General features: G+C 63.9%; 25 protein-coding genes and 1 tRNA gene. 20 read left to right on the top strand and 6 right to left on the bottom strand.

Translation table 11 applies throughout. The annotated features are described in order from the left end of the window. The first annotated feature begins 203 nt into the window (after positions 1-203). From hisH to tatC, 10 genes are all read left to right on the top strand, one after another. Complete coding sequence (gene hisH, locus U5A52_RS33630; protein ID WP_158758746.1) at positions 204-845, top strand: imidazole glycerol phosphate synthase subunit HisH; 642 nt, start codon at positions 204-206, stop codon at positions 843-845. 174 nt (positions 846-1019) lie between these two features. Beyond that, a complete protein-coding gene (hisA, locus tag U5A52_RS33635; RefSeq protein ID WP_069268257.1) occupies positions 1020-1772 on the top strand; it encodes a 1-(5-phosphoribosyl)-5-[(5-phosphoribosylamino)methylideneamino]imidazole-4-carboxamide isomerase in 753 nt (250 codons plus the stop codon). Positions 1773-1995: 223 nt separating this feature from the next. Then, positions 1996-2769, top strand: coding sequence for an imidazole glycerol phosphate synthase subunit HisF (gene hisF, locus U5A52_RS33640; protein WP_321915886.1), 774 nt, complete (start codon positions 1996-1998; stop codon positions 2767-2769). A 4-nt stretch (positions 2770-2773) separates the two neighbouring features. After that, entirely contained in the window at positions 2774-3199 is a 426-nt protein-coding gene (gene hisI, locus U5A52_RS33645) for a phosphoribosyl-AMP cyclohydrolase (RefSeq protein WP_321915885.1), read from the top strand. Then, complete coding sequence (locus U5A52_RS33650) at positions 3196-3564, top strand: phosphoribosyl-ATP diphosphatase (protein ID WP_110388464.1); 369 nt, start codon at positions 3196-3198, stop codon at positions 3562-3564. Before hisI ends, U5A52_RS33650 begins: the two co-directional genes overlap by 4 nt. Positions 3565-3655: 91 nt before the next feature. Then, positions 3656-4048, top strand: a complete 393-nt coding sequence (locus U5A52_RS33655) for a DUF4870 family protein (RefSeq protein ID WP_028206579.1) — start codon at positions 3656-3658, stop codon at positions 4046-4048. 42 nt (positions 4049-4090) lie between these two features. Then, the gene (locus tag U5A52_RS33660) at positions 4091-4459 is read left to right on the top strand and encodes a histidine triad nucleotide-binding protein (protein WP_321915884.1); all 369 of its coding nucleotides are present in this window, start codon (positions 4091-4093) and stop codon (positions 4457-4459) included. A gap of 159 nt (positions 4460-4618) precedes the next feature. After that, positions 4619-4855 (top strand): Sec-independent protein translocase subunit TatA, encoded by a 237-nt coding sequence (gene tatA, locus U5A52_RS33665; RefSeq protein WP_321915883.1) that lies wholly within the window; start codon positions 4619-4621, stop codon positions 4853-4855. Positions 4856-4964: 109 nt separating this feature from the next. After that, complete coding sequence (gene tatB, locus U5A52_RS33670; RefSeq protein WP_321938272.1) at positions 4965-5525, top strand: Sec-independent protein translocase protein TatB; 561 nt, start codon at positions 4965-4967, stop codon at positions 5523-5525. A gap of 45 nt (positions 5526-5570) precedes the next feature. Beyond that, positions 5571-6353: a twin-arginine translocase subunit TatC gene (tatC, locus tag U5A52_RS33675; protein WP_321915881.1), complete on the top strand. Its 783-nt coding sequence runs from the start codon at positions 5571-5573 to the stop codon at positions 6351-6353. A 114-nt stretch (positions 6354-6467) separates the two neighbouring features. Here the strand turns inward: tatC and U5A52_RS33680 are convergent, their stop codons facing one another. Beyond that, on the bottom strand, positions 6468-7685 hold the full coding sequence (locus U5A52_RS33680) for a Do family serine endopeptidase (RefSeq protein WP_321915880.1): 1218 nt from the start codon (positions 7683-7685) through the stop codon (positions 6468-6470). Positions 7686-7704: 19 nt separating this feature from the next. Here U5A52_RS33680 and U5A52_RS33685 point away from each other — a divergent pair, with 19 nt between their 5' ends. The 7 genes from U5A52_RS33685 (at position 7705) to U5A52_RS33715 (ending at position 12937) form a co-directional block, all read left to right on the top strand. Then, positions 7705-8451: a Nif3-like dinuclear metal center hexameric protein gene (locus U5A52_RS33685; protein ID WP_321938274.1), complete on the top strand. Its 747-nt coding sequence runs from the start codon at positions 7705-7707 to the stop codon at positions 8449-8451. 261 nt (positions 8452-8712) lie between these two features. Beyond that, complete coding sequence (gene petA / locus U5A52_RS33690) at positions 8713-9333, top strand: ubiquinol-cytochrome c reductase iron-sulfur subunit (RefSeq protein ID WP_321915878.1); 621 nt, start codon at positions 8713-8715, stop codon at positions 9331-9333. Then, on the top strand, positions 9333-10721 hold the full coding sequence (locus U5A52_RS33695; protein ID WP_321915877.1) for a cytochrome bc complex cytochrome b subunit: 1389 nt from the start codon (positions 9333-9335) through the stop codon (positions 10719-10721). The genes petA and U5A52_RS33695 overlap by 1 nt, the downstream gene beginning before the upstream one ends. Before the next feature lie 18 nt (positions 10722-10739). Further along, positions 10740-11540, top strand: coding sequence for a cytochrome c1 (locus U5A52_RS33700; protein WP_415766189.1), 801 nt, complete (start codon positions 10740-10742; stop codon positions 11538-11540). 114 nt (positions 11541-11654) lie between these two features. Continuing rightward, on the top strand, positions 11655-12266 hold the full coding sequence (locus U5A52_RS33705) for a glutathione S-transferase N-terminal domain-containing protein (protein ID WP_027797364.1): 612 nt from the start codon (positions 11655-11657) through the stop codon (positions 12264-12266). A 79-nt stretch (positions 12267-12345) separates the two neighbouring features. After that, the gene (locus U5A52_RS33710) at positions 12346-12843 is read left to right on the top strand and encodes a ClpXP protease specificity-enhancing factor (protein WP_321915876.1); all 498 of its coding nucleotides are present in this window, start codon (positions 12346-12348) and stop codon (positions 12841-12843) included. A gap of 18 nt (positions 12844-12861) precedes the next feature. Continuing rightward, positions 12862-12937, top strand: a tRNA-Thr gene (locus U5A52_RS33715). A 67-nt stretch (positions 12938-13004) separates the two neighbouring features. Here the strand turns inward: U5A52_RS33715 and U5A52_RS33720 are convergent. After that, on the bottom strand, positions 13005-13955 hold the full coding sequence (locus U5A52_RS33720; RefSeq protein ID WP_321938276.1) for a cation diffusion facilitator family transporter: 951 nt from the start codon (positions 13953-13955) through the stop codon (positions 13005-13007). A gap of 70 nt (positions 13956-14025) precedes the next feature. Next, entirely contained in the window at positions 14026-16794 is a 2769-nt protein-coding gene (locus tag U5A52_RS33725) for an Eco57I restriction-modification methylase domain-containing protein (protein WP_321938278.1), read from the bottom strand. A 257-nt stretch (positions 16795-17051) separates the two neighbouring features. Here U5A52_RS33725 and U5A52_RS33730 point away from each other — a divergent pair, with 257 nt between their 5' ends. Continuing rightward, positions 17052-18200: a class I SAM-dependent methyltransferase gene (locus U5A52_RS33730; protein WP_321938280.1), complete on the top strand. Its 1149-nt coding sequence runs from the start codon at positions 17052-17054 to the stop codon at positions 18198-18200. A gap of 128 nt (positions 18201-18328) precedes the next feature. Here the strand turns inward: U5A52_RS33730 and U5A52_RS33735 are convergent, their stop codons facing one another. Further along, entirely contained in the window at positions 18329-18649 is a 321-nt protein-coding gene (locus U5A52_RS33735; RefSeq protein ID WP_233883048.1) for a DNA-binding protein, read from the bottom strand. A gap of 374 nt (positions 18650-19023) precedes the next feature. Between U5A52_RS33735 and U5A52_RS33740 the strand changes: the two genes are divergently transcribed. Continuing rightward, positions 19024-19887 (top strand): SAM-dependent methyltransferase, encoded by an 864-nt coding sequence (locus tag U5A52_RS33740; protein WP_321915872.1) that lies wholly within the window; start codon positions 19024-19026, stop codon positions 19885-19887. Between the two features lie 19 nt (positions 19888-19906). Here the strand turns inward: U5A52_RS33740 and U5A52_RS33745 are convergent, their stop codons facing one another. Both U5A52_RS33745 and U5A52_RS33750 read right to left on the bottom strand, forming a co-directional pair. Beyond that, positions 19907-20476, bottom strand: a complete 570-nt coding sequence (locus U5A52_RS33745) for a DUF1415 domain-containing protein (protein ID WP_321915871.1) — start codon at positions 20474-20476, stop codon at positions 19907-19909. A gap of 19 nt (positions 20477-20495) precedes the next feature. Beyond that, the gene (locus U5A52_RS33750) at positions 20496-21137 is read right to left on the bottom strand and encodes a TetR/AcrR family transcriptional regulator (protein ID WP_321938282.1); all 642 of its coding nucleotides are present in this window, start codon (positions 21135-21137) and stop codon (positions 20496-20498) included. A gap of 175 nt (positions 21138-21312) precedes the next feature. On the opposite strand from U5A52_RS33750, the gene U5A52_RS33755 reads away from it, so the two are divergent. Continuing rightward, entirely contained in the window at positions 21313-22596 is a 1284-nt protein-coding gene (locus U5A52_RS33755) for an MFS transporter (RefSeq protein WP_321938283.1), read from the top strand. Positions 22597-22671: the final 75 nt, after the last annotated feature.

Genomic DNA, 22671 nt, shown 5'->3' on the forward strand with positions numbered 1-22671 from the left:
CCTTGCACCGACCAGCAGGCGGGCAGCGCCGCGCGGACGCCGCAGGCGCATGCAGCATGCGCGCCACATTAGCCGTTCGGCTTATGGGCTTGCGCGCGCCAGGTGGCGTACATTGACGGCTTCGAAGGCAGATCAGGGCACATCGCGGCGCACTGGCGCCCACACAGCCAAGGGCAGGGCCTGCTGAGCAGGCCGGATTCGAGATGAAAACTTCAATTGCGATTGTGGATTATGGGATGGGCAACCTGCGTTCGGTGGCCCAGGCGCTGAGGCAGGCCGCACCGGAAGCCGACGTGGCTATCGTCGAGCGCCCCGAAGCGATCCGCGCGGCCGACCGCGTGGTGCTGCCGGGTCAGGGCGCGATGCCCGACTGCATGCGCAGCCTGGCGGAGTCGGGCCTGCAGGACGCCGTGCTCGAAGCCTCGCGCACGAAGCCGCTCATGGGCGTATGCGTGGGCGAGCAAATGCTGTTCGACTGGAGCGCGGAAGGCGACACGAAGGGCCTGGGCCTGTTGCCCGGCAAGGTCGTGCGCTTCGATCTGGAAGGCCAGTTGCAGGACGACGGCTCGCGCTTCAAGGTCCCGCAAATGGGCTGGAACCGCGTGCGCCAGGCGCGCGCCCACGCCCTGTGGGACGGCGTGCCCGACGAAAGCTTCTTTTACTTCGTGCACAGCTACTATGTGGTTCCGGCGGATGCGGCGCACACCGTGGGCGAAACGCCGTACGGCGCGGCCTTTACCTCGGCAGTGGCGCGGGATAACATCTTCGCCACCCAATTCCACCCGGAAAAGAGCGCCGCTGCGGGCTTGCGCGTCTATCGCAACTTCGTCCACTGGAACCCCTGAATTCCTGCGGCGCTGACGCTCGCAGCCGCCTTCGCGCACGAGCGCCGCGGCATACGACTTGCGTCAGCAAGGCCGCCGAAAGAGTTGTACTAAACTAGCGAAACGGCGTCGGATCGGGCCTTTTTTCCGCCGGCGCCGCAGACTTCAACCCCATTCCCAGACACACCCGAAGCTATGCTGCTGATTCCGGCCATCGATCTCAAAGACGGTCACTGCGTGCGCCTCAAACAAGGCGATATGGACCAGGCGACGATTTTCTCCGAGGAACCGGCGGCTATGGCCCGACATTGGGTCGAGCGCGGCGCGCGGCGCCTGCACCTCGTCGACCTGAACGGCGCGTTTGCCGGCAAGCCGAAGAACGAAGACGCGATTCGCGAGATCATCCGCGAAGTCGGCGACGAGATCCCCGTGCAGCTCGGCGGCGGCATCCGCGACCTCGACACCATCGAGCGTTATCTCGACGACGGCCTGTCCTATGTGATCATCGGCACCGCCGCCGTGAAGAATCCGGGCTTCCTCCAGGAAGCGTGCACGGCATTCGGGGGCCATATCATCGTCGGCCTCGACGCGAAAGACGGCAAAGTCGCGACCGACGGCTGGAGCAAGCTCACGGGCCACGAAGTCGTGGACCTCGCGCGCAAGTTCGAGGACTACGGCGTCGAGTCGATTATCTACACCGACATCGGCCGTGACGGCATGCTTCAGGGCATCAACATCGAAGCGACGGTGCGCCTCGCGCGTGCGGTGAAGATTCCGATCATCGCGAGCGGCGGTCTTTCCAACCTCGGCGACATCGACGCACTGTGCGAAGTCGAGGACGAAGGCGTGGAAGGCGTGATCTGCGGTCGCGCGATCTACTCGGGCGACCTCGATTTCGCCGCCGCGCAAACGCGCGCAGACAGCCTGCGCGAATCGGACGACGCGTAACGCGTCGAACGCCGGCCTCCGTAACGGGAGGCCTTTTGTTTTTGGTGCTGCGCCGCCATCTCCATTGGGACTGGCGCCCGCGCGGGATAATTTCGCCTAAAGGCGCAAGGCAAGCCGCAAAGCGCGCGACAATGGGCTGCGTGCCAGGCCCCAACCGGGGTCGGCAGCGTCCTCGCGAAAGCCGCTCGCCGCACTCACACCGACTCGCAACTTCGGCAAGATCATGGCTCTACCCAAACGCATCATCCCCTGCCTCGACGTGACCGCCGGGCGCGTCGTGAAGGGCGTCAATTTCGTCGAACTGCGCGACGCGGGAGACCCCGTCGAAATCGCGCGCCGCTACGACGACCAGGGCGCCGACGAACTGACGTTTCTCGACATCACCGCGACCTCCGACCAGCGCGACCTGATCCTGCCGATCATCGAGGCGGTGGCTTCGCAGGTCTTCATTCCGCTCACCGTCGGCGGCGGCGTGCGTGCCGTGGCGGACGTGCGGCGCCTGCTCAACGCCGGGGCGGACAAGGTCAGCATGAACTCGTCGGCCGTCGCCAATCCGCAGCTTGTGCGCGATTCCGCCGACAAATACGGCTCGCAGTGCATCGTCGTCGCCATCGACGCGAAGCGGACGTCCGCGCCGGGCGAACCCGCGCGCTGGGAAGTGTTCACGCACGGCGGCCGCAAGGCCACGGGCATCGACGCCGTGGAATGGGCGCGCAAGATGGCCGAGCTGGGCGCGGGCGAAATCCTGCTCACGAGCATGGACCGCGACGGCACGAAGAGCGGCTTCGACCTCGCCCTCACGAGCGCGGTGTCCGACGCTGTGCCGATTCCCGTGATCGCCTCGGGCGGCGTGGGCGGCCTGCAGGACCTCGCAGACGGCATCGTCAAGGGCCGTGCCGACGCCGTGCTGGCGGCGAGCATCTTCCACTACGGCGAGCACACGGTGGGCGAGGCGAAGCGCTTCATGGCCGACCAGGGCATCTCGGTGAGGATGTGACGCGATGAGCAACGAACCAACCAACGACCTTGCCAACGCCAACTGGCTCGACAAGGTCAACTGGGACGCGAGCGGCCTCGTGCCGGTGATCGCGCAGGAAGCCACCACCGGCGACGTGCTGATGTTCGCCTGGATGAACCGCGAAGCGCTCGCCAAGACGGTGGAGCTGCGCCGCGCCGTGTACTTCTCGCGCTCGCGCCAGCGCCTGTGGTTCAAGGGCGAGGAGTCGGGCCACGTGCAGCACGTGCGCGACATCCGCCTCGACTGCGACGAAGACGTCGTGCTGCTCAAGGTCGAACAGGTGTCGGGCATCGCGTGCCACACGGGCCGCCACTCGTGCTTTTTCCAGCAATTCGAAGGCACCGTCGACGAAGGCCGCTGGGTCGCCGCCGACCCTGTGCTGAAAGACCCCGAACACATCTACAAATGACGCAACTGAACACCAACGACACCCTGCTGCGCCTCGCAGCGGTGATCGACAGCCGCAAAGGCGGCGATCCGGACGCCTCCTACGTCGCGCGCCTGTTTCACAAGGGCGACGACGCGGTGCTCAAGAAGGTCGGCGAAGAAGCAACGGAAGTCGTGCTGGCCGCGAAGGACGTGCGCCAGGGCGGCGCACCGAAGGCGCTGGTCGGCGAGATGGCCGACCTGTGGTTCCATTGCCTCGTCACGCTCTCGCATTTCGATCTGAGTCCCGCCGACGTGCTCGCGGAACTGGAACGCCGCGAGGGTCTTTCGGGTCTTGAGGAAAAGGCGCTGCGCAAGAGCCGCGAGCGCGAAGAGAACGGCGACTGAGGCTGGCGCGCAGCGCAATCCACCCCACGTTCTGCATGGGACCGGAGTAACCGCTAAAGCGCTAACTCTGGATCGACAGGAGATGAACGACATGTCCACGTCTGGCGACTATCCGCCCCCTTCGTACCGCAACGGCGTTGACGCGGACCGTTTGCGCAGCCTGCGCACTTTCACGCACGTGCTGTACGCGCTCTACGCGGTGTACTGGCTCACCGGCGGCATTTCGGTGCTGGTGGCCATCATCCTCAATTACCTCAAGCGCGACGAAGCGCTCGGCACGCCCTACGAGCAGCACTTCACCTGGCAAATCCGCACGTTCTGGCTTGGCCTCGCCGGCCATCTGATCGGCGGCGTGCTCATCTTCGTGCTGGTCGGCATTCCAATTTTGTGGGCTGTCGCAATCTGGACGTTGTACCGTATCATCAAAGGCTGGCTGTACTTGTACGACAACAAGCCGCTGCACAATCCGCGCGCCTGGTTTTGAGGGCAGCCGGGTGCGTGTGCGGCGCTGCTCACCAGGAGCACCATGAGTCACGACCGCAGCACCTGTCTTTTCTGCAAGATCGCCGATGGCCAGATTCCCAGCACCCGGGTGTATGAAGACGACGAATTCGTCGCCTTCCGCGACATCCGGCCCGCAGCCGAAACGCACGTCCTCGTCATTCCGCGCCAGCATATTTCCACCCTTGCCGACTGCGGTGAAAACGACGCACCGCTGCTTGGTAGAATGTTTGTATTGGTCGCGCGGCTCGCCAAGGAGCTGGGCGTCTCGTACACGGGCGGCGACACCGGATTTCGCACGGTCGTGAATACGGGGCCGGGCGGCGGGCAGGAGGTCTACCATCTGCACGCGCATTTGCTGGCCGGGCCGCGTCCGTGGCACCGCATGGGCTGAGTGCCGAGGGCGGTGAAAGTCGGTATAAATGATGGATGGCGTGGGGCGAACCCCGCGTTTTGCTAAAGGGTCGCACGCCACGTCGGTGCAACATCAAACAGGCACAATTTATCGCGTCGCGCACATCGCGCGGCGACGGGGTTAAGGAGAGAGTGAATCATGGGTTCGTTGAGCATTTGGCACTGGCTGATCGTCTTGTTGATCGTTGCGCTCGTCTTCGGCACCAAGAAGCTGCGCAATATCGGTAGCGATCTGGGCGGTGCGGTAAAGGGTTTCAAGGAAGGCATGCGCGAGAGCGAAGGCGCCGACGCGCCAAAGCGTGAGCTGCCGGCCGACGGCGGCGCAGTCGACGTCGAAGCCAAGGACAAGACGCAGCGCTCGAACGACTACCGCTAAAACGCGTGGCGGCCTTTTTCTCGCCGCCACCTGTTTTCCAGCTTGAATCCCGCTCGTGACCACAGCTTGTGACTAACAAGACAGCCAAGGCTGACGGAAAACTCCATTCATGCTCGATCTCGGTTTAACCAAGATGGCGCTGATCGGCGTCGTCGCGCTGGTCGTTCTCGGACCGGAGCGGCTGCCGCGTGTCGCACGCACGGCGGGCGCGCTGTTCGGGCGCGCGCAGCGTTATATCAACGACGTCAAGGCGGAAGTCACGCGCGAGATCGAACTCGACGAGTTGCGCCGCATGAAGACCGAGTTCGAGGAGGCGGCGCAGAACGTCGAAAAGAACGTTCAGGACAACCTGCGCAAGCATGAAACCGAGTTGAACGACGCCTGGAACGCGGGCACGTCGGTGTCGCCGAGCATCGCGGGCGGCGCGGATCCTGCGAGCCTGGAAGGCGCCGCAGCCAACGTGATGGACGGCGCCGCAACGCAATCGGGATGGCGCTCCGGCAACGCGGGCGCGAGCGGTGCGAAGCGCAAGAACTGGCGCGTGAAGCAGAGCGCCGCGCCTGTCTGGTACAAACGCGCCACGCTGCGCCGTACGCGAGTGCAATCCGGCGCTGCGCGCGTGGCACAGCACACGCCGGCAAGCCTGCGCCGGCCCACGCGGTTCTTCTGACGCGGATTCGCATTTGCGCACGACCATTTCCAACAGAGGGCCGGTGTGAGCGACCCCCAGCAAAAACTGGACGAAGGCTCCGAAGAGACCTTCATTTCCCATCTCGTCGAACTGCGCGACCGCATTATTCGCGCGGGCCTTGCCGTGATCGTCGTGTTCATCGGGCTCGTGTACTGGGCGCCCGATATATTCCGTCTGCTTGCGCGTCCGCTCATGCAGAACCTGCCGCGCGACGGCAAGATGATCGTCACCGACGTGACCGGCTCGTTCTTCGTGCCCATGAAGGTCACGATGCTCGTGGCCTTCGTGATCGCGCTGCCGGTCGTGCTCTACCAGATCTGGGCATTCGTCGCTCCCGGCCTTTACCAGCACGAAAAGAAGCTCGTCGCGCCGCTCGTGGCGAGCAGCTACACGCTCTTCCTGTGCGGCATGGCGTTCGCGTATTTCGTGGTGTTCCCGACCATCTTCCGCGTAATGGCGCATTACAACGCGCCACTTGGCGCGGAGATGACGACCGATATCGACAATTACCTGAGTTTCGTGCTCACCATGTTCATTGCGTTCGGCGTGACCTTCGAGGTGCCGATCATCGTGGTGCTGCTCGTGCGCATGGGCGTGGTCACCGTGAAGAAGCTTAAGCAGGTCCGGCCCTACGTGATCGTTGGCGCGTTCATCGTCGCGGCCGTCGTGACGCCGCCGGACGTGTTCTCGCAGCTCATTCTCGCGTTGCCGCTCATCGTGCTGTACGAGCTGGGCATCATCGCGGCGCGTATCTTCATTGGCACCGGCGAGAAGAAACCCGCGGACGAGAGTCAGCCGGCGAGCTAACCTCGCTGGCGCTGCGCAGAAAAACCGCAGGCAAACGAAAAGGCCGCGAACTTGAGTTCGCGGCCTTTTCGCATTCTGGATACGGGCAGGGCGCGACGCCCGGCCTGTGACGGATCAGCCCCCGTCGTCGTCGCCTTCGCCGTCTTCCTGGGCCGGCTGCTTCGGCGGCGGCGGGCGCTTGCCGATCAGCACGTCGAGATCCATGTCCTTGTTCTTGCGCACGAGGTGGATCTTCGCGTCGGTGCCCGGTTTGATCTGCGCGATCACGTTCAGAAGGCGTGTGGTGTCCGTGATGGCCTCGCCGTTCACCGAGGTCAGAACGTCGCCGGGCTTGATGCCGGCCTTGTCGGCGGGGCCGCCCTGCAGCACGCCTGCGACGATCGCGCCAGACTTCTCCTTGAGCCCAAACGAGTCGGCGATCTCGGGCGTCACGTCCTGCGGTTCTACGCCGATCCAGCCGCGCGTGACCGAACCCGAGGTGATGATGCTCTCCAGCACGCTGCGCGCCGTGGAGACGGGAATCGCGAAGCCGATGCCGAGCGAGCCGCCCGAGCGCGAGTAGATGGCCGTGTTGATGCCGAGCAGGTTGCCGTTCACGTCGACGAGCGCGCCGCCCGAGTTGCCCGGATTGATTGGCGCGTCGGTCTGAATGAAGTTTTCGAACGTGTTGATGCCGAGGTGGTTGCGGCCCAGCGCGCTGATGATGCCCATCGTGACCGTTTGTCCCACCCCGAACGGGTTGCCGATGGCGAGCACGACGTCGCCCACGCGCGTCTGGTCCATGCGGCCGAGCGTTATGGTGGGCAGGTTCGGCAGGTTGATCTTGAGCACCGCGAGATCGGTTTCCGGGTCGATGCCGATCACCTTCGCGTTGGTGGTGCGGCCGTCGGAAAGCGCGATTTCGATCTGGTCCGCGCCGTCGATCACGTGCTGGTTCGTTAGAATGTAACCGTCCGGACTGACAATGACGCCCGAACCGAGGTTGGCGGCAGGCTGCTCCTGCTGCTTGTGGTTTTTGTTGCGATCGCCGAAGAAGTAGCGAAATAGCGGGTCGTTCTGGCGGGGGTCGGGCGGCAGCGACCCATCCTTGCTCGAGAACACGTTGACGACCGCGGGCATTGCCTTCTGGGCGGCGTCCGCATAGGAGCCCTGGGTGGTGCCTCCACCGATGCCTGGCGCCACCTCCCGCAGTGCGACGATCGGTTCGGCAAGCTGCTTGCCGAACTGCCCCTGGTGCTGCAGCCACTGCGGTTTGAGCGTGGCGATGATGAACATCAACGCCAGCAGGACCGTCACCGCCTGGGCGAAGAACAGCCAAAAGCGTCTAAGCATCTGAAGATTAGAGGATTATATGGATCGGATCGAACTGGAATTGTATCTGAACAATCTTCTGGAATCCGCGCGGTTCAAGGACTACTGCCCCAATGGTTTGCAGGTCGAAGGGCGGCGTCGGGTGGAGAAGATCGCCACGGGCGTGACCGCTTCACTCGCCTTCCTGGAAGCCGCGCTCGAGTGGGGCGCCGACGCCGTGCTCGTGCACCATGGCTACTTCTGGAAGAACGAAGCGCCGCAAATCACGGGCCGCAAATACCGGCGCCTGAAGACCTTGCTCGCGAACGATATCAACCTGTTCGCGTACCACCTGCCGCTCGATAGCCATCCGGAACTGGGCAATAACGCGCAGTTGGGCGCCAGATTCGGCTGGATCGGCGAACAACGCTTCGGCGAGCAGGATCTAGGCTGGATGGCCACGCTGCCCATGCCGATCACGCTCGCGCACTTCACCGCCGAGGTCACGCAAACGCTCGGCCGCGCGCCGCTCGTGCTGGGCGACCCCGACTGGCAGCTGCGCCGCGTGGCCTGGTGCACGGGCGCCGCGCAAAGCTACTTCGACGCCGCGATCGAAGCCGGCGCCGACGTCTTCCTCACCGGCGAGATCTCTGAGCAGACCACGCACACGTCGGCGGAAAGCGGGGTGGCGTTTCTCGCGGCGGGCCACCACGCAACCGAGCGTTTCGGCGTGCAGGCGGTGGGCGCGCACCTCTCGGAAGCGTTCAACATCGAGCATCTTTTCATCGACATCGACAATCCCGTTTAAACGAACTTTTCCATGCGCATGCCGGCGTTCGCAAGGCGAAAATTGTCGTGGTGCAGCATCGTTTTATTCATCGGGCATTTACAAGCTGAAAAGAAAGTGGCCCTCTTTTCTGCGGGAAAACCCCGAGATATCAAGGACTTCCGAAGCTTTTTCGAGAACGCCCCTTGTAAATGCCAACTCCATTCGAGCAAACTAGCGTTCGGCAGCACCGCGGGTAAGCTGGCGTGACGGAAAAATCCAACTCAGAAGTGGGGCGATGTGATGCGAGACAACGAGAATGACCGCGTCGATGGCAGCCGCCGAACCTGGCTGATTGCGACGTCCGTAGCAGGTGGCATTGGAGGCGTGGCCACTGTCGTACCCTTCGTAGGTTCCTTTGCACCATCCGAAAAAGCGCGTGCCGCCGGCGCGCCCGTCGTAGCCGATATCACGAATCTGCAGCCCGGCTCGATGATGACCGTGGCCTGGCGCGGCAAGCCCGTGTGGATCCTGTACCGCACGGATCGCATGATGGCCGACGTGAAGAAGGCCGATCCCGACCTGGCCGATCCGAACTCCGAGCATCCGTTCTCGATGCCGATGCCGGAGTACTGCATGAACGAATTCCGTTCGCGCGCCGAGCATCAGAATATTCTCGTGGCGGTTGCCGTCTGCACCCATCTGGGCTGCACGCCGACGCCGCGCTTCCAGGAAGGCCCGCAGCCGAACCTGCCCGACAGCTGGCCGGGCGGCTTCCTGTGCCCGTGCCACGGCTCCACCTACGATCTCTCCGGCCGCGTGTTCAAGAACAAGCCGGCACCGCAAAACCTCGACATTCCGCGCTACATGTTCGCGTCCCCGACGCAGATCGTGATCGGCAAGGACGAAAAAGGAGAAGCGTGATGACGACGGGAACCGAAAAGGATGCGGGGGAGACGGCCGGCCTGCAGGGCTGGATCGACAAGCGCTTTCCGATGACCTCGACCTGGAAAGCGCACCTGACCGAGTATTACGCGCCGAAGAACTTCAACTTCTGGTACTTCTTCGGCTCGCTTGCGCTGCTCGTGCTGGTGAACCAGATCATCACCGGCATTTTCCTCACCATGAACTACAAGCCCGATGCGACGCTCGCGTTCGCCTCGGTCGAGTACATCATGCGCGAGGTGCCGTGGGGCTGGCTGATCCGCTACATGCACTCCACGGGCGCTTCCATGTTCTTCGTGGTCGTGTATCTGCACATGTTCCGCGGGCTGCTTTACGGCTCGTACCGCAAGCCGCGCGAACTCGTGTGGATTTTCGGCTGCGCGATTTTCCTGTGCCTGATGGCCGAGGCGTTCTTCGGCTACCTGCTGCCGTGGGGCCAGATGTCGTTCTGGGGCGCGCAGGTGATCGTGAACCTGTTCTCGGCGATCCCCTTCATCGGGCCGGATCTCTCGCTGTGGATTCGCGGCGATTACGTGGTGTCGGACGTCACGCTCAACCGCTTCTTCGCGTTCCACGTGATCGCCATTCCGCTCGTGCTGGTCGGGCTCGTGATCTGCCACATCATCGCGCTGCACGAAGTGGGCTCGAACAACCCGGATGGCATCGAGATCAAGGAGAAGAAGGACGCGAACGGCGTGCCGCTCGATGGCATTCCGTTTCATCCGTACTACTCGGTGCACGACTTCATGGGCGTGTGCATCTTCCTGATGATCTTCGCGGCGATCGTGTTCTTCGCGCCGGAAATGGGCGGCTACTTCCTCGAGGCGAATAACTTCGTGCCGGCCAACTCGCTGCAAACGCCGCCCGAAATCGCGCCGGTCTGGTACTTCACGGCGTTCTACGCGATGCTGCGCGCCACCACCGACCCGTTCAAGATCGTGCTGATGATCGTGATCGCGCTGCTCGGCCTGCTCGCGCTCGTGCGCGCCCGCGGCAAGTGGCGCGCCGGGCTGCCGGTGCTGGCGGTGCTCGTGATCCTCGCCATGTACTTCACCGAGTCGAAGTTCTGGGGTGTGGTGGTCATGGGCACGGCGGTAGTCTCGCTCTTCTTCCTGCCGTGGCTCGATCGCTCGCCGGTGAAATCGATCCGCTACCGGCCGTTCTTCCACAAGGTGTTTCTCGGCATCTTCGTGCTGGCGTTCCTGACGCTCGCGTTCCTCGGCACGAAACCGCCATCGCCGGCGGCCACGCTGATCGCCCAGATTTGCGCGCTCGTCTATTTCGCCTTCTTCCTCGGCATGCCGTTCTGGACGCCGCTTGGCACGTTCAAGCAGCCGCCCGAACGCGTGCGGTTCAAGCCCCATTAAATGACGAGCGAGGAAGATATGACGAGAAAATCTCTTTTTTCGACGCTCGCGAAGGTGAGCATACGGGCTGCCGGCGTCCGGGCCGGCTTGGCCGCGCTGGCGCTCTCATGTGTATTCGGGGTCGGATCTGTGGCGGCGCAGGAAAACTTTCCGCTCGACCGCGCTCCCGATAACGGCGAAAATCTTGCTTCGCTGCAACACGGCGCCAAATTGTTTGTAAACTATTGCCTGAATTGCCATAGTGCGAACTTGATGCGCTACAGCCGGTTGCAGGATCTCGGCATTCCGCAGAAGCAAATCGAAGATAATCTGTTGTTTACGACCGACAAGGTCGGCAACACGATGTCCATCGCGATGCGCCCGGACGACGCGAAGGCGTGGTTCGGCGTGGCGCCGCCGGACCTCTCCGTGGAAGCGCGGGCGAAAGGGCGCGACTGGCTGTACACGTACCTGCGCACCTTCTACCGCGACGACACGCGGCCGACTGGCTGGAACAACCTGGTGTTCGAAAACGTGAGCATGCCGCACGTGCTGTGGCAGTTGCAGGGCATACGCACGGCGAAGTTCGAGGACACGACTGATGAGGAAACCGGGGAAAAAGTCCGTCGCTTTGCCGGGTTCCAGCAGGTCACGCCCGGAACGCTAACGCCTGTGGATTATGATGCCGACGTGGCCGACCTGGTGGCCTACCTCGGCTGGATGGCCGAACCCGAGCAGAAAACCCGCAGGCAGCTTGGCGTGTGGGTGCTTCTGTTCCTCGGCGTCTTGAGCTTTTTCGCGTGGCGATTGAACGCCGCGTACTGGAAAGATATCAAATAGGCACGTCCTGACCGACGTGGGGCCGGTGCGACGAGATGCCGTCTGACGGTTCAGGGACCGTCAGGCGGTTTTTTCGCCCGCTGGCCTTTTGGGTTTATTGAGGAAATGTAAATCATGATGGTTCTGTACTCCGGCACTACCTGCCCGTTCTCCCAGCGCTGCCGGCTGGTGTTGTTCGAAAAGGGCATGGACTTCGAAATCCGCGACGTCGACCTGTTCAACAAACCGGAAGACATCGCCGTGATGAATCCGTACGGTCAGGTGCCGATTCTGGTCGAGCGCGACCTGATCCTGTACGAATCGAACATCATCAACGAGTACATCGACGAGCGCTTCCCGCATCCGCAGCTGATGCCGGCCGACCCCGTCCAGCGCGCCCGCGCGCGTCTGTTCCTGCTCAACTTCGAGAAGGAACTGTTCGTGCACGTGAGCACGCTCGAGAACGAGAAGGGCAAGGCCGCCGAGAAGAATCACGAGAAGGCGCGCCTCGCGATCCGCGACCGCCTCACGCAGCTCGCGCCGATCTTCCTGAAGAACAAGTACATGCTGGGCGAAGAGTTCTCGATGCTCGACGTCGCGATCGCGCCGCTGCTGTGGCGCCTCGACCACTATGGCATCGAACTGTCGAAGAACGCCGCGCCGCTCATGAAGTACGCCGAGCGCATTTTCAGCCGTCCGGCGTACATCGAAGCGCTCACGCCGTCTGAAAAGGTCATGCGTCGTTAAGTAGTATCCTGGCGGTAGCAGGTAACAGAGGCGGCGTGCACAGCGTGCGTGTGGATGCCGCCTCGTGAAAGGATTGTTGATGCAAGAGATTTCCACCAAGCCGTATCTGCTGCGCGCGCTGTACGAGTGGTGCACCGATAACGGCTTCACGCCGCATATCGCGGTGCGGGTCGACAACCGCACGCGCGTGCCGCGCCAGTTCGTGCGTGACGGCGAGATCGTGCTGAACATCAGCTTCGAGGCGACGAGCCAGCTGCAGATGGGCAACGAGATGATCGAGTTCCACGCGCGCTTCTCGGGCAAGTCGCACAAGATCGAGGTGCCGGTGTCGAACGTTCTCGCGATCTACGCGCGCGAGAACGGCCAGGGCATGGCGTTCCCGGTCGAGTCGCCGGCGGGCGACGCCGACGACGTGCTGTCCTCCGAGGACCACGAAGAAGCCGAAGCGCACGAAGTGCGCGACGAGCCTGCCGAGGAATCTGCTGCACCGCTCGCGCCCGTCGCGTCGCGCGCTGCCGACAAAGATGACGAAGGCGGCAACAAGGGCGGCAAGGGTCACCTCAAGATCGTGAAATGAAGTAGAATAGCGGGCTACGCCGGCTTAGCTCATCTGGTAGAGCAGTTGATTTGTAATCATCAGGTGGCGGGTTCGAGTCCTGCAGCCGGCACCAAATTCGAAGTAAAGCGTCAAGACAAAGGGTTACGTGAAGTTCACGTAACCCTTTGTGCTTTCTGGGCTCACTCCGCCCATTCGGGGTCGCTCGTGAACATGATCGTGAGCCAGCGGTGCGACTCGTCTCCGCCTATGGCCCGGCCAATTTCGTCGCGAATCGCGTCCCATTCGGCAATGCGCTTCGGCGGCATGTCGGGCGGCACGACAAAATACAACTCGATCTCGCGCGAACGGCCCACTTTCGCGACATAGGCGCGGTAATACTCAAAGGCGTAGCGCTCGACGAAGCGTTTCGCGACGGCATCGACATGCTGCTTGAGATCCGCGGGCGCAACGAGCAGCACGTCCAGCAGGGCCTGGCGGATTTCCGCGAGCGGAATCGGAATGATCACCGCGCATACCACCACGAGCGCCGCCGGGTCGACGTAGGGCGTGAGGTGCTCCCACGCCGTTCCCTGAATCGCATAGCCGACGCTGAACGCGATCAGCAGCGCGGCCGTGATGCCCGCGGACATGATCCACGACTTGATGTCGAGGCGCACGAAATCCGAGTGGATTCGACGGTTCGCGCGCGATTCGAACACCGCCATCGCTGCGCATGCGCTCACGGTGAGCACGGCGTAGACGAGCGCCGGGCCGAAGTGCAGTTCGTGGCCGCCGGAGAGCAGGTTCGTCACGCCGTTGATCAGCGCATAGACGGCCACGCCCACGAGCAGCGTGCTGTTCAGGCCGAGCACCATGGGTTCGAGATGCCAGAAGCCCATGGTGAAGCGCTCGCGCCATTTACGCGGCAGGTCGACGTTGACCGCGTAGGAGGTGATGAGCCGCACGACGGCGAGCGCGAGCGCGCTCATGCTCGCGTCGACGAGCGAATACACGCCGTCGAACACAATGGAAAACGAGCCGGAGATCAGGCCGAACAGGATGCCGATGAGGGCGATCACCAACGTCGTGGCGATCGATAAGGTCAGCACGCTGCTCTCCTCGGAGGGACTGAAGAATCGTAGCCGTTCCATGATGTCTGCTCTCGCGCGAGGATGAGCAAGACTAGCCGACTCGCCGTGACGCCGTCGCGCGGCTGCCCGGTCAGCTTGCTTCGTGCGCGATCGGGCCGGCGCGGCCTTCCACGAGGTCGATCTCGTGCGCCGACAAGCCAAAAGCCGCGTAGAGGCGCCGATCTATCTCGCGCGCGATGTCTTCCACTTCCGGGGCGCCGCATCCGGACTCGTGAGCGCGCAGCAACCGGGTTACGCAGTCGGCGATCTCGCCGCGCATCGAGGCGCTTCCCGGCACGGGCAACGCGTCGATCATCGCTCTCGTGAACGCCACGCCGCCGTTGTAGCTCGACGATCCGTACTTCGCGCGAATCAGGAAAATCGAGAGCGGGCAGTTGAGGAGCGCCGCCGCGAACTTGAGCAGGGGCTCGTCGTCCGAGCGCAGGATAAGCGTAGTTTTGCCGGGGATGGTGTCGCCGGCGAGATCGAGTGTCGCGTCGAGCCGCGTGAGGCCTTTCACGATCACTTTTTTCGCACGGGCTTTCGCGCCGTAGCCGTTCGAGAACGTTGAGGCGAAACGCTCGCGCTCGACCACGGGTGCGTTGTAGCGTCGCCCGAGGTAGGTCATCGGCTTGCTGCCCCAGCGCGAGACGTAGCGCCCGAGCGTGCCGGTGTTCACCACGCGGTAGTGATGGTCAGCGAGCGCATGCTCTTCGGCCTCTTCGACGAGGGGCGCGAGCCGGTAGGCGTCCGACGTCGCGCATGCGTTTTCGCAGGGCAGCAAACCGCCGAGCGTGGGGTGCGCGCGGCCGATCCGCTGCACGAACGCGGCATGTGGCGAGAGCAGCGCGTCGAGCGGCCACGGCGCCTCTAGCGTGCGTTTGTCGGTTTGCGCCAGCTCGCGAAGCGTTTCGCCCTCGATGCGCGCAGTCGCGATGGCGGGCGTGCCCGACTCGCGAAAGACCGTGATGATCGAATCTACGCGCGCCTGTTCGAACACGTCACGCCCGAGCCCGACGATGCGTTCGATCTTGTCCAGATGCCGCGCGCGCAGTGCGTTGCCGAAGGGCTTCGAGAGCCACTTGTCGGGCGTGAGATACGCCATTGCGCCACCAGGCTTGAGGAGCGCGAGGCCTAGCTCCATGAACACGATGTACAGGTCCCAGTTGCCCCTCGCGCTCGGCCAGCGCTGCGCGAGGCGCTCGCGCAGCGCGCGCTGGCCCTGGTTGATCATGCGCTCGGAATCGATATAGGGCGGATTCGCAATGACGGCGTCGAAACGCTCGAAGTGGCCTTCGTCGGTGAGTAGCTCGGCGAACTCGATGCGCCATTCGAACGCCGTGGCCTCTTCGGGCGGCGTTTGGGCCGGGATATTTGCAAGCGCGTTGCGCAACGTGTCGCGCAGTTGGGCGAATCGAGCGGCTTCGGCGCGTCTTGCGGCGCGTGTGTTGGTCGTCCGCAGTTTTGCTGCACTCGCACGATAGTTCGCGATTAGCGCTGCGTACTCGCGAATGGGCGTATCGAAGTCAAAACGGCTGAGCGTCGCGTTGCCTTGCTTGAGGTTGGTCTCGAGGTTTGGCAGCGAAGCGGTGAAGTCCGCGTGTTCGAGCAGTTCGATCCACAGCCGCAAACGCGCCATGCCGACCGAATCGGCATGGATGTCCACACCAAAGAGCGAGCGCTCTACGATGTCCCGCTTGACACGAAAGAGCGCGGCTTCGATCTTGCGGATGGCCTCGCCATCGCGCTCGTGTGTGAGCGGCTCGCCGTTCGCGTGCGTGACGCAAAGCCGGTCCGCAGTTACGTCGATGCGGCAGGCGCTAAGCGCTTCGAGGTCACACGCGTTCAGCAAGCCAAGGTGGACTTTCAGCGCGAGCAACTCGTTGAGCGCTGAAACGAGCAGATGCCCTGAGCCCACGGCGGGATCGCAGATGCGCAGCGAGTCCAGAATCGCCCGAGCTTCGTCGCGGTCGTCGATCAATTCGGATAGCTGATCGATGTTCGTGCAGTGCCAGCCGTTGGCGCGATTCAGTCGATTCAGCGCCGCATTCGTGATGGCGGGACGGGCGAGTTGCATCGCGACGCTGCCTGGCGTGTACCAGGCGCCATCGCGGTAGCCATTGAGCTTTTCGAAGACGAGCCCGAGCGAAGAGCCGTCGAGGCAACGCGCGTTCGCCGCGGCTGGCTCGTGCGCGAGCAAACCGGCGGAGAAGTCGAACGCGCCAAGAAAATCGAGCAGATACCCGAGCACGTGCCGCTCGCCGCCCGCATCGGTGAGCACGGTTGTGGCGAAAAGCGGTAGCGTGGCGCTCTCGTCGAGCGCGCCCATGCCGAGCAGGCTTGGGTCCAGGTCTTGCGGCTCGAAAAGCGAACCGTCGAAGCGGGGGAGGTGAGCGAAGCGAGCGGGGGGCGCGGCTTCATCGCCATGGAGTACGGCGTCGCACAGTGCGTCGAGATCGCTGAACGAGCGGATGTGCCGTACGTTCAGAAACGCGTACGGCGCATCGCCGCCGTGGAGCGTCAGCAGACGTGTTTCGAGTACCTTGAGAAAAACCAGGCGGCTGATCCAGGCGATGCAAAGCCGCAGCGCAAGTTCGAAGCGGTCGGCCTCCGTCCGTTCGTTCTGGCTCTCGACCTCGCACGCGGCAACACGCGCTAGCGAGAGTTCGATCAGTGCGCCACGCAATCGCGCGTCCGGCGCGAGTCGCGTCACGGTGCGCCCTGCGCCGGAAACGTTCTCCCGCAGCCCCACGATATGCAGCAGTTCGGCGTAAAACCCCTCGTCGAGCCCACCTCCGGCGCTGGCGCGGCGCGTGCGCGGTTTGCGCGCGCGGCGTGTCGGCTGGGTGGTTTCTGGCATGGTCTCGAGCGGGTGGGCGTGGCGTGGCGAGGCGCGGTCGGCGCACATTTTACTGCCGCCCGCGTGCGTTTCGTCCTATGCCGTTTGGCCGAGTCGACGCGCCCGCACGTCTGAGCGATGATCGGTGCAAAGGCGATGCGGCGGAACGTGCCGCGTCGCCGTGCTATATGATGGCGCCGCGTAAGGCGCCCCGGGGCGCCAACCGGCGGCCCGGCAACGCATCGACGAACTGGCCCTCCGCATCGACTATCCGACCTATGACCGAACACCCCACTCTCACCTGGCCCGACACCGAAGGCCCGCGCACGGTGCGCTGGCGCTCCGAGGCGGGCGTGCCGGCGCCCAAACGCGTGGTCATCGCCGACGATCGCACGACCGCGGACACCGCGTACCGCCTCGCCTGCGAAGGCACCGCCCTGCTGTGGCGCGGCGACTTTCAGAACGCGCGTCAGTTGCTGCTGGCCATGGCGCGCCGCGCGGAGCGCAAGCCTCGCAAGGCTGCGCCGCCCAAGGCGCCCGCCTCACCGCTCGAAGCGTTTCATCTGCACCGCCAGGCGCAGGCGCAGCGCGCCCGCACGCTCGCCATGGTGCTGATTCCGCTCGAAGGCGATTACGGCATCAACCTGCGCCGCGCGCCCGACGTTCGTCTTGCGTGCGAAGAGGCGTGGGGCGCGCCCGATGGCGAAGCTTCTGCGGTGTCGTTGCGTGAAATCCTCGGTCTCGTTGGTGCGCACGAATGGCGCAAGAAGGGCGTCGAGATCGCTGCGCTGAATGGCGAGCGCATTCATCCGTACTACGGCGTGTTTTCGCCGGTGCGCGGCGAATATGTCGATCTCGTCGCGCGCACGGCGCTGCCGTCGCTCGAAAAGGCCTTCGATATCGGCACGGGCACGGGCGTGCTCTCCGCCGTGCTCGCCTCGCGCGGTGTGAAGTGCGTGGTCGCCACCGATCAGGACGCGCGGGCGCTGGCGTGCGCGCGCGAGAACCTCGAGCGCCTCGGCTATGCCGCCCAGGTCGAGGTCGTCGAGGCAGACCTGTTTCCGCCGGGGCGCGCGCCGCTCGTCGTCTGCAATCCGCCGTGGGTGCCGGCGCGTCCCGCGTCGCCCATCGAATACGCCGTGTTCGATCCGGAGAGCCGCATGCTGCGCGGTTTTCTCGGCGGTCTCAAGGACCATCTCGAGCCGGGCGGCGAGGGCTGGTTGATCCTGTCCGATTTCGCGGAACATCTCGGGCTGCGCACGCGCGAATCGCTCGTCGAGATGATCGTGGAGGCTGGACTCGAAGTGGTGGGCCGGGAGGACATTCGTCCGCGGCACCCGAAAGCCTCGGATCCGAGCGATCCGCTGTATCGTGCGCGCGTGGCCGAGCTGACTTCGCTGTGGCGCCTCAAGGTGCGCGCGCAGTGAGCCGGCGGCGGGCAAAATCGTTGGCAAAAAAGAAGAGTACGGGCCGCTAACGGCCCGTATGGGAGTCGAGCATCGGCGTCGGCGGCGTTAGGCCGCCGCGCCGGATTGACGTCAGGTTCACATCGGCTTCACCCGGGATAGGCCTCGTCGACCTTGAGGCCTGCCAGCTTGAAAATCACGCGCAGCGTTTGCGGCTTGATATCGCGGCGCGACGCCAACGCCGACATCACGAAATCGAGCACCTTCGCGTACTTCAGCAGGATCAGGCAGGTTTCGAGATCCGATGGGCCGTCGCGCATGCTTTCCGCAACGCGCAGCATCTCCACCGAGATGTCGCGCGCCATTTCCAGTTCCAGTTGCTGCTTTTCCGTCCAGTCGGGAACCGTGATGAGTTTCGTAAGCAGTTCCTGGAATTTTTGCTCTGCGTTTCCGTCAGGTATCGTATTCATTGCATGCCCCATGCAAGGCCATACAGCGTCGTGCGCTCTTCGCGCAGCGAGGACTGCGCCAGCCTGATTCATCGCAACCGGCACTCCCGGAGCGACCTCCCAATGCGCGCCTGTCGATTCGTTGCCGGCTGGTCGCGCTACGTTTTGGTCCTTTTTTGGGCATCGGGGACGAAAATCCTCGTGTCTCTTCTACTCAACCCCTCCCTCCTGTCCGCACGTGGGTCAGCGTGCCTGGACGCTATTACGACACTCGCTGCTCTTATGGGTTCGGCAGCCTTGACTAGCTTTTTTCGTAAAATGACAGGAATACCGCAACCCTTCTGTCGCCTGTCGCACGTTTCGCGACATGCCACGCCTTTCCTGTGACCACGCCGATGTCCAGCAAGACCTACGAAGTCCGTCCGAACCAGTCTGTCGAACTCCTCAAGGAGCTCCACATCCTGACGCGCGACGGGAAAATGAACCAGGACAGCCGCCGCAAGCTGAAGCAGGTCTATCACCTGTTCCAGTTCATCGAGCCGCTGCTCAAGGATCTCAAGCAGGATGGCCGCGACGTGACCCTCGTCGATCACGGTGCGGGCAAGTCCTATCTGGGCTTTATTCTCTACGACCTGTTCTTCAAGGATCAGCGCGACAGGTCACACATTTATGGAATCGAAACGCGCGACGAACTCGTGCAGCATTCGCAGGAGCTGGCCAAACGGCTGGGCTTCGGCGGCATGTCGTTCCTGAACCTTTCGGTAGCCGACTCGATTACGTCGCCGCAACTGCCTGACACCATCGACATTGTCACAGCGCTGCACGCCTGCGATACGGCCACCGACGACGCCCTGCGCTTCGCACTGAAGAAGCGTGCGCGCTACATCGTGGTCGTGCCGTGCTGCCAGGCCGAGGTGGCGGGCGTGCTGCGCCGCAATAAGGGCAAGTCGCTCGGGCAGGCGCTCACGGAGATCTGGCGTCATCCGCTGCATACGCGCGAATTCGGGAGCCAGATCACCAACGTGCTGCGCTGCCTGCAGCTCGAGGCGCACGGCTATCAGGTGAGCGTGACGGAACTGGTGGGCTGGGAGCACTCGATGAAGAACGAACTCATCATCGCCCAGTACAAGGATTTGCCGCGGCGCCGTCCGGCGCAGCGGCTGAACGAGATTCTCGATACCTTTGGGCTCGCGGACCTGCGCGAGCGCTTTTTCGCCGACGAAGGCGAGGCGGCCCCGGAGGCGGCAACCGAGGGTTGAGCGTGTGGGCGGCGCGGCGTCAGTCGCGCTTGTTCATCCAGTCTTGCCAACCGTCGAAGCCGAGCTTGCGCAGCGTTTCCTGGTTGCGTTCGTAGATGTCGGCGGCGTCGGGGAATGCCTCGACCGCGCGCTCGATGCTCGCCTCCCGCAGCAAATGCAGGATCGGATACGGCGCGCGGTTCGTGTAGTTCTCGATGTCGTCGGGCTCGGTGCCCTCGAACTGGAATTGCGGGTGAAAGCTTGCGACCTGCAGCGTGCCTTCCAGTCGCAACTGTTGCACGAGGCGCTCGGCGAACCAGGTTGCGTCGTTGAAATCGGCGAAGTCGGCGAGCGCACGGGGCAGGATCAGCAGTGTCGTGTCGATCTCCGCGGCGTCGGCTTGGGCGAGTGTTTGCAGCTCGCGCTCGAGATCGATGAGGACACCTTCGAGATCGGTCGCCTCGCTAATCACGTAGCGAATCTGGTTTTTCACGTACACGCTCTTCGCGAACGGGCAGAGATTCAAGCCAATCACAGCGCGCGTGAGCCAGTGGCGGGTCGCTTCGAGAATGGCGGCGTGGTCGGGGGACAGGGCAGCGGGTTCGTTCATCGTGTCATTTTACGGGCGGCTAGCGCTGTGGACATGCCGCTTCGATCAACAGCTTTGCCATGCGCGGCGCCGCGAGAATCGGGCCGCAGCCGGGGCCGTAAGTCTGGCTTGCGGCGTAGATGCCTTCGACGAGCAGCGCGAGTTCCTCCGCAAGCGCGGCCGGATCGCTAGCGCCAGCTTCCTGCGCAAGCGTGGTGAGCCGCGCCATGAGCTTCGTCTTGTTGTTGTCGACGCTGCGCCGCGCGGGATGCGTGGCCTCGGGGAATTCGGTCGCAACGTTCACGAACGGGCAACCGCGATAGCCCGGCGCCGAGGCGCGGCGCGTGAGGTCCTCGAAATACTGCATCAACTGCTTCGCCGGCTCGCCCGGATGCTTCGCGAGACTGGCGTCGAAGCGCTCGAAAAAGCGCACATCGCAGCGCTGCAGGTAGGCGACGACGAGATCGTCCTTCGACGAAAACTGCCGGTACAAGCTCATCTTGTTGACGCCGGCGCGCTCGACCACAGCCTCGATGCCGACCGCGCGCACGCCCTCGCGGTAGAACAGCTCGTCGGCGGCGCGCAGCAGGTGCTCGTGGGCGCGCGCCCCGGTCGTTTGCGCGCGGGGGCGGGGCTTGCGCGCAGAGGCGGTTGACGTTTCGGCGTGGCCTTCGTGTTTCATGAGGGCATCTCGCGATCAGGGTGATTGCTTGACATGTTACCGAGCGGTAACTACTATCGCAACACACTTGTGACCGATCGGTAACAATCGAACGATGGCGAATCGTCGCAGCTAGCGGTCATACCAACGAAAACATAGGCATGTCGAAACCCGGCGCGCCGTGACAGGAGCACCAATGAACTGGGCAGCGAAGCGAATAGGTGGGCGTTTCCACTACGGATGGCTCGTCGTGGCAGTGGTGTTTCTGGTGCTGCTGGCGGCGGCCGGCACGCGTGCAACGCCCAGCGTGATGATGGTGCCGCTCGAGCATCAATTCGGCTGGAGCCGGGCGACGATCTCGCTCGCCATCTCGGTGAACATCGCGCTCTATGGCCTCATGGGCCCATTTGCGGCGGCGGCCATGCAGCGTTTCGGCGTGCGTCCCACGCTGCTCGCGGCGCTCGGCACGATGGCGGCGGGCGTGGCGCTTTCCGCGCTGATGACGCATCCGTGGCAGATGATCCTGATCTGGGGCGTGATGGTGGGCGGCGCCACCGGCGTAGCGGCGCTTTCGCTTTCGGCCACGGTCGTCACGCGCTGGTTCCACTCGCACCGCGGGCTTGCCATGGGCATCCTCACGGCGAGCTCGGCCACGGGCCAACTCGTGTTCCTGCCGCTCCTCGCGGCGATCGTGGAGAAGCACGGCTGGCAGTCGGTGGTGCTCGTGGTTGCCGTGGCCGCCGCCGCGGTGCTGCCGCTCGTGCTGTTCCTGCTGCCCGAGCGGCCCGCGAGCGTGAATCTGCGTCCGTTCGGCGAGGACGAGAGCACCCCCGTCGCGCCGCCGGCGCCGCATCAAAATCCGCTGAAGATCGCGTTCGACGCGCTCTTTTCGGCGAGCCGCACGCGCGACTTCTGGCTGCTCTTCTTCAGCTTCTTCATTTGCGGCGCGAGCACGAACGGCTATGTGGGCACGCACCTCATCGCCATGTGCGGCGACTATGGCATGACCGAAGTGCAGGGCGCCTCGCTGCTCGCCACGATGGGCATTTTCGACCTGTTCGGCACGACGCTCTCGGGCTGGCTCTCGGACCGCTTCAACAGCCGCGTGCTGCTGTTCTGGTACTACGGGCTGCGCGGACTTTCGTTGATCTATCTGCCGCATGCCTTCGGCATCGACTTCTTCGGGCTGCCGATTTTCGCTGTGTTCTACGGCCTCGACTGGATCGCGACGGTGCCGCCTACGGTGCGCCTTGCCACCGACGTTTTCGGCAAGGAGCGCGCGCCGATCGTGTTCGGCTGGGTCGTGGCGGGTCATCAGCTAGGCGCGGCATTCGCGGCGTTCGGCGCGGGCCTGTTGCGCGCGAGTCTCGGCACCTACACGGTGGCGTCGATGATTTCGGGGGGGCTGTGTCTCGTCGCGTCGTTCCTCGTGCTGCGCATCAACCGCGGGCCGCGCGCCGTGGGCGTGCAAACGGCCTGACGAGGCGCACGCGCACCGCGACTTGAACGCGCCGGTTCGCACTTCGACGTATTCCAACGGGCGACGCATGAGCGT

Origin of the sequence: Paraburkholderia sp. J8-2 (assembly GCF_905220195.1) — a bacterium.
GTDB lineage: Bacteria > Pseudomonadota > Gammaproteobacteria > Burkholderiales > Burkholderiaceae > Paraburkholderia.

Coding starts and splice junctions, on each gene's coding strand:
- U5A52_RS33710 (WP_321915876.1), top strand. CDS start 12,346: ATGCAAGAGATTTCCACCAAGCCGTATCTGCTGCGCGCGCTGTACGAG.
- U5A52_RS33685 (WP_321938274.1), top strand. CDS start 7,705: ATGGATCGGATCGAACTGGAATTGTATCTGAACAATCTTCTGGAATCC.
- tatB (WP_321938272.1), top strand. CDS start 4,965: ATGCTCGATCTCGGTTTAACCAAGATGGCGCTGATCGGCGTCGTCGCG.
- hisH (WP_158758746.1), top strand. CDS start 204: ATGAAAACTTCAATTGCGATTGTGGATTATGGGATGGGCAACCTGCGT.
- U5A52_RS33655 (WP_028206579.1), top strand. CDS start 3,656: ATGTCCACGTCTGGCGACTATCCGCCCCCTTCGTACCGCAACGGCGTT.
- U5A52_RS33680 (WP_321915880.1), bottom strand. CDS start 7,685: ATGCTTAGACGCTTTTGGCTGTTCTTCGCCCAGGCGGTGACGGTCCTG.
- U5A52_RS33660 (WP_321915884.1), top strand. CDS start 4,091: ATGAGTCACGACCGCAGCACCTGTCTTTTCTGCAAGATCGCCGATGGC.
- U5A52_RS33725 (WP_321938278.1), bottom strand. CDS start 16,794: ATGCCAGAAACCACCCAGCCGACACGCCGCGCGCGCAAACCGCGCACG.
- U5A52_RS33730 (WP_321938280.1), top strand. CDS start 17,052: ATGACCGAACACCCCACTCTCACCTGGCCCGACACCGAAGGCCCGCGC.
- U5A52_RS33750 (WP_321938282.1), bottom strand. CDS start 21,137: ATGAAACACGAAGGCCACGCCGAAACGTCAACCGCCTCTGCGCGCAAG.
- hisA (WP_069268257.1), top strand. CDS start 1,020: ATGCTGCTGATTCCGGCCATCGATCTCAAAGACGGTCACTGCGTGCGC.
- hisF (WP_321915886.1), top strand. CDS start 1,996: ATGGCTCTACCCAAACGCATCATCCCCTGCCTCGACGTGACCGCCGGG.
- tatA (WP_321915883.1), top strand. CDS start 4,619: ATGGGTTCGTTGAGCATTTGGCACTGGCTGATCGTCTTGTTGATCGTT.
- U5A52_RS33735 (WP_233883048.1), bottom strand. CDS start 18,649: ATGAATACGATACCTGACGGAAACGCAGAGCAAAAATTCCAGGAACTG.
- petA (WP_321915878.1), top strand. CDS start 8,713: ATGCGAGACAACGAGAATGACCGCGTCGATGGCAGCCGCCGAACCTGG.
- U5A52_RS33755 (WP_321938283.1), top strand. CDS start 21,313: ATGAACTGGGCAGCGAAGCGAATAGGTGGGCGTTTCCACTACGGATGG.
- U5A52_RS33700 (WP_415766189.1), top strand. CDS start 10,740: ATGACGAGAAAATCTCTTTTTTCGACGCTCGCGAAGGTGAGCATACGG.
- U5A52_RS33695 (WP_321915877.1), top strand. CDS start 9,333: ATGACGACGGGAACCGAAAAGGATGCGGGGGAGACGGCCGGCCTGCAG.
- U5A52_RS33720 (WP_321938276.1), bottom strand. CDS start 13,955: ATGGAACGGCTACGATTCTTCAGTCCCTCCGAGGAGAGCAGCGTGCTG.
- U5A52_RS33650 (WP_110388464.1), top strand. CDS start 3,196: ATGACGCAACTGAACACCAACGACACCCTGCTGCGCCTCGCAGCGGTG.
- U5A52_RS33745 (WP_321915871.1), bottom strand. CDS start 20,476: ATGAACGAACCCGCTGCCCTGTCCCCCGACCACGCCGCCATTCTCGAA.
- hisI (WP_321915885.1), top strand. CDS start 2,774: ATGAGCAACGAACCAACCAACGACCTTGCCAACGCCAACTGGCTCGAC.
- U5A52_RS33705 (WP_027797364.1), top strand. CDS start 11,655: ATGATGGTTCTGTACTCCGGCACTACCTGCCCGTTCTCCCAGCGCTGC.
- U5A52_RS33740 (WP_321915872.1), top strand. CDS start 19,024: ATGTCCAGCAAGACCTACGAAGTCCGTCCGAACCAGTCTGTCGAACTC.